Genomic DNA, 3,124 nt, shown 5'->3' with positions numbered 1-3,124 from the left:
GGGAAACATGGATGGTGCAGGCTGAGCGGGCATTTCGGTGATGGAACTCAACCTCGGCATAAAATGATGCTCGTCGCCGAATAGCCTCGCGGGTATGTTTCCTTTGCAAGCATCGCGGGGATTTCATGAAGATCGGTCAAATCGTCCAAAGCAGCGTTCCGGCAATCTTCAAATACTGCGAAGAAACCGAGCCTGAGGAATTCGCGCGTCTGCAAGATCCGAGATATTCAAAAGAAACCTTCGATATTAATTATCCGTTTTGCCGTCAGGTGGCCCAGATAGGGGCAGCTGATCGCGTCAGGTACTGGACGCGCGAATATGTGATTCATGGCGTCCCCGTGCGCGTGACGAGCCAATGGTTCAATCCTCCGACCAGCAAGAGCCTTCCCCTTTTGCAGCGCTACCTGGCCAGCAAAGGGCTCCCCGCAGACTCTCATCCTGAGACAGCGACATCCGATGCCCTGCCGCCGGACGTTGCCATCCGTGCTGCACGAGGGCGTTACAAGGGAAACGCCATCGGGAACGCACAGAATTATCTGGTACGAAACATTCTAAGCCGCCTTGGCGATGAGCAGTTCAACGCGCTGCAATGGCAGGCGGTGGTGGACGCGTTCGGCCGCGCTTGCGCCTATTGCGGTACCGAAGGTGAGCTGGTCATGGACCACGTCGTGCCCATCAACAAACAGGCACTCGGCGAGCATCGGCTTGGCAATCTGGTCCCCAGCTGTCGTGCCTGCAATGCGCGAAAGGCAGAGTGGGACTTTCGCGAGTTCCTGGCCGACGATCCGATCAGGATCGAGACCATCGAGGCGCACATGATGTCGCAAGGTTACGAACCAATTGGGGACCACGCTCAGCTGCGGGCCATCATCGAACTCGCGCACCAGGACGTTCGCAATCTCGCGGACCGCTATGTCGCAATCATCAACACCGTTCTGACCGGCAAACCCGAAGGCACGGAGTAGGCTTTCTGGGGTGCCTGGGGTCAGCTAAGTCGGGCCGCGCCGGTTCCAGTGCGACGGGCATGATGCGCTTCAACGCCAGAGACTTCGCGCAGAGTTCCCAAGACATACCAACCACCACGCCGCCCGTGTCGCGTCTCCGTCTGCATCGAAACAAACCGGAACCACCGAAACACGGGCGCAACGCGATCCAGCCAGTTCCTTGAAATGCATGGAGGTTTTGAACCCGTCTCGCCGAAAGAGAGGGGCGGGTGGAAAGAGACGGCGGGCGTTCAGAGACCGATCTCGCGCGGCAGGGCCGTCTCCGAAGGGCGGATGGCTCCTGCAAACCCCTTTGGCACACAAAGAAAAAGGCCCCGCGAGGGACCTGTTTTCGGGTTTGCAATGTGCAAGTGGCGGAGGGAACAGGACTGCGGTCGAACCTTCTCCAAGTCAAAGCATTGATTTTAAATTAATAATTTTCGCTCGATGTACCCCACGTGCGCTTCCAACACTGCAATGGTCTGACATGGCGATGCCGTCTGACGAGAGCGGCATCTTCCTCACCTCCAGCAAGTTGGTATCTACGGGCACCGCTAGACCGTGCAAACATCGACGATACCACCCTGCGCGAATCTGATGCGCCTTGAAAAGACATCCGATCATGCGAGCCCGAAATCTTCCCCAAACCGGTCGATCTGATGCATGCGCTCGTGCAGGATCGTCACAATCCCGATGTCGCCATTCGAGAGATGTCGCCAGTAGACGAAATGGCGCTCGTATCGAAAGAAGAACCCTTCGACGCCGAACTCGGCCGGGACGGGCTTTGATGCGACGCCGTGGGCAGCGATCTTGTCGAAGGCCGCGAACAGGCCGGTAATATATTTCTCAGCCTGATCGTCGCCCCACCTTTTGCGGGTGTAGCGGTAGATGTCATCGAGGCGGTGCGACGCCCCTTCCTGGATACGAATGGCGGGCACTGGATCAGGCCCGGTTCCGCGCAATCACCTCTGCTGCCGTCAGCGGTTGATACGTCTCCTCGGGCGCTGCGAATGCGTGGGTCAGCTCGCCCTTCAGCCGGTTGAAAGTTTCCTGCTCCGCCCTCTCCTTGTCACGCCGGATCAGGTCGCGGATGTACTCGCTGACGTTCTCATAGGACCCGTCATCGCCTACGTTGGCCGACACGAAGTCACTCAGGGCCCCACCAAGGCGGACGGTCATCGTGGTCGTTCGGGACATGGCGCAGCACCTCTCATCTCGCGTGTATTCAATATAACCAAAAACGCACACAAAACAAGAGTGAGCTGCACCCTACTCCCGCCGATCATCGTTTGCCCCTCAATCGTCTGCCTCCTCGACAATATGGCGGCCCGCAAGTGCAAGAATAACGTAGAGCACGGCATCCGAATGCCGCGCGAGGGCGATCAGATGGTCGCCGCTCGGCCCCCGCTCGCCCGAGAACCAGTACTTCACAGTGCGTTCGCTGGCACCCGTCCAGCGCATGGCCGTTTTGATTGCCCTGTGTGTGTCGTCCAACTCTTCGTGCAGAGCCATCGCTATGGCGGCTCGATAATCGGTTGGTTCTTCGACCGGGTGCACAAATGTGCCCATCTTCACGCGCATTTTCACGTCCTTCTTCGTTAAACAATTGAAGAACCATGAAAACGGCGGGAGTCGATTTTGTCCGCTGTGGGTCATTGGACCGCTTGACGGACATTACTGATTTTGGGAGCGCATTAATGAATTGGTCTTTGAGAACTGACTGCCGGGCAAACGGAAAGTCCTTGCCCGTTTCAGGAAACGACTTTCCAGACGCGTTTGTGCCAGATGGAAAAATTGATACCAAAGAAGGCTGAAAAGGAAAACCCGGTTTGAATAATGGTCGATACAACAGCGAGGACATAGGCGACGAGGCCGGACAGGATATCCCGGCGGTCGCCTATGTGCGGATGTCGACCGATCACCAGAAGTACTCAACTGAGAACCAGCTCGACGTCATTCGCAACTACGCCACCGCCCGGGGTCTGCAGATCCTGCGCGTGTTCGAGGACTCCGGTCGGTCCGGCTTGCGGTTGGACGGTCGCGAAGCGCTGCAGAACCTGATGGCCGAGGTCCGAACCGGCAAGGCGGATTTCAATGCCATTCTGGGCTATGACGTCAGCCGCTGAGGCCGGTTTCAGGAT

At 57.6% G+C, this 3,124-nt stretch carries 4 protein-coding genes and 1 pseudogene; 2 read left to right on the top strand and 3 right to left on the bottom strand.

Annotated features, from left to right (window positions below):
* The first annotated feature begins 125 nt into the window (after positions 1-125).
* Positions 126-965, top strand: a complete 840-nt coding sequence (locus tag L0H65_RS17245; RefSeq protein WP_301460459.1) for an HNH endonuclease — start codon at positions 126-128, stop codon at positions 963-965.
* Between the two features lie 638 nt (positions 966-1,603).
* Here L0H65_RS17245 and L0H65_RS17240 read toward each other — a convergent pair.
* The 3 genes from L0H65_RS17240 to L0H65_RS17230 form a co-directional block, all read right to left on the bottom strand.
* Positions 1,604-1,945, bottom strand: a complete 342-nt coding sequence (locus L0H65_RS17240; protein WP_301460458.1) for a type II toxin-antitoxin system RelE/ParE family toxin — start codon at positions 1,943-1,945, stop codon at positions 1,604-1,606.
* Complete coding sequence (locus tag L0H65_RS17235) at positions 1,926-2,180, bottom strand: addiction module antitoxin (RefSeq protein ID WP_301460457.1); 255 nt, start codon at positions 2,178-2,180, stop codon at positions 1,926-1,928. The genes L0H65_RS17240 and L0H65_RS17235 overlap by 20 nt, the downstream gene beginning before the upstream one ends.
* A gap of 99 nt (positions 2,181-2,279) precedes the next feature.
* Complete coding sequence (locus L0H65_RS17230; RefSeq protein ID WP_301460460.1) at positions 2,280-2,570, bottom strand: XRE family transcriptional regulator; 291 nt, start codon at positions 2,568-2,570, stop codon at positions 2,280-2,282.
* A gap of 242 nt (positions 2,571-2,812) precedes the next feature.
* Between L0H65_RS17230 and L0H65_RS17225 the strand changes: the two are divergent.
* Positions 2,813-3,106 (top strand): annotated as a pseudogene (locus L0H65_RS17225) (recombinase family protein); the annotation flags it as partial.
* Positions 3,107-3,124: the final 18 nt, after the last annotated feature.

This window comes from Pseudorhodobacter sp., from assembly GCF_030452865.1.
GTDB lineage: Bacteria > Pseudomonadota > Alphaproteobacteria > Rhodobacterales > Rhodobacteraceae > Pseudorhodobacter.
Note: the sequence above shows the minus strand (reverse complement) of the source record. Positions and strands in the feature narration are given on the sequence as shown.

Excerpts from the sequence above, each read along its gene's own strand:
- L0H65_RS17245 (WP_301460459.1), top strand. The coding sequence starts at position 126 with ATGAAGATCGGTCAAATCGTCCAAAGCAGCGTTCCGGCAATCTTCAAA.
- L0H65_RS17235 (WP_301460457.1), bottom strand. The coding sequence starts at position 2,180 with ATGTCCCGAACGACCACGATGACCGTCCGCCTTGGTGGGGCCCTGAGT.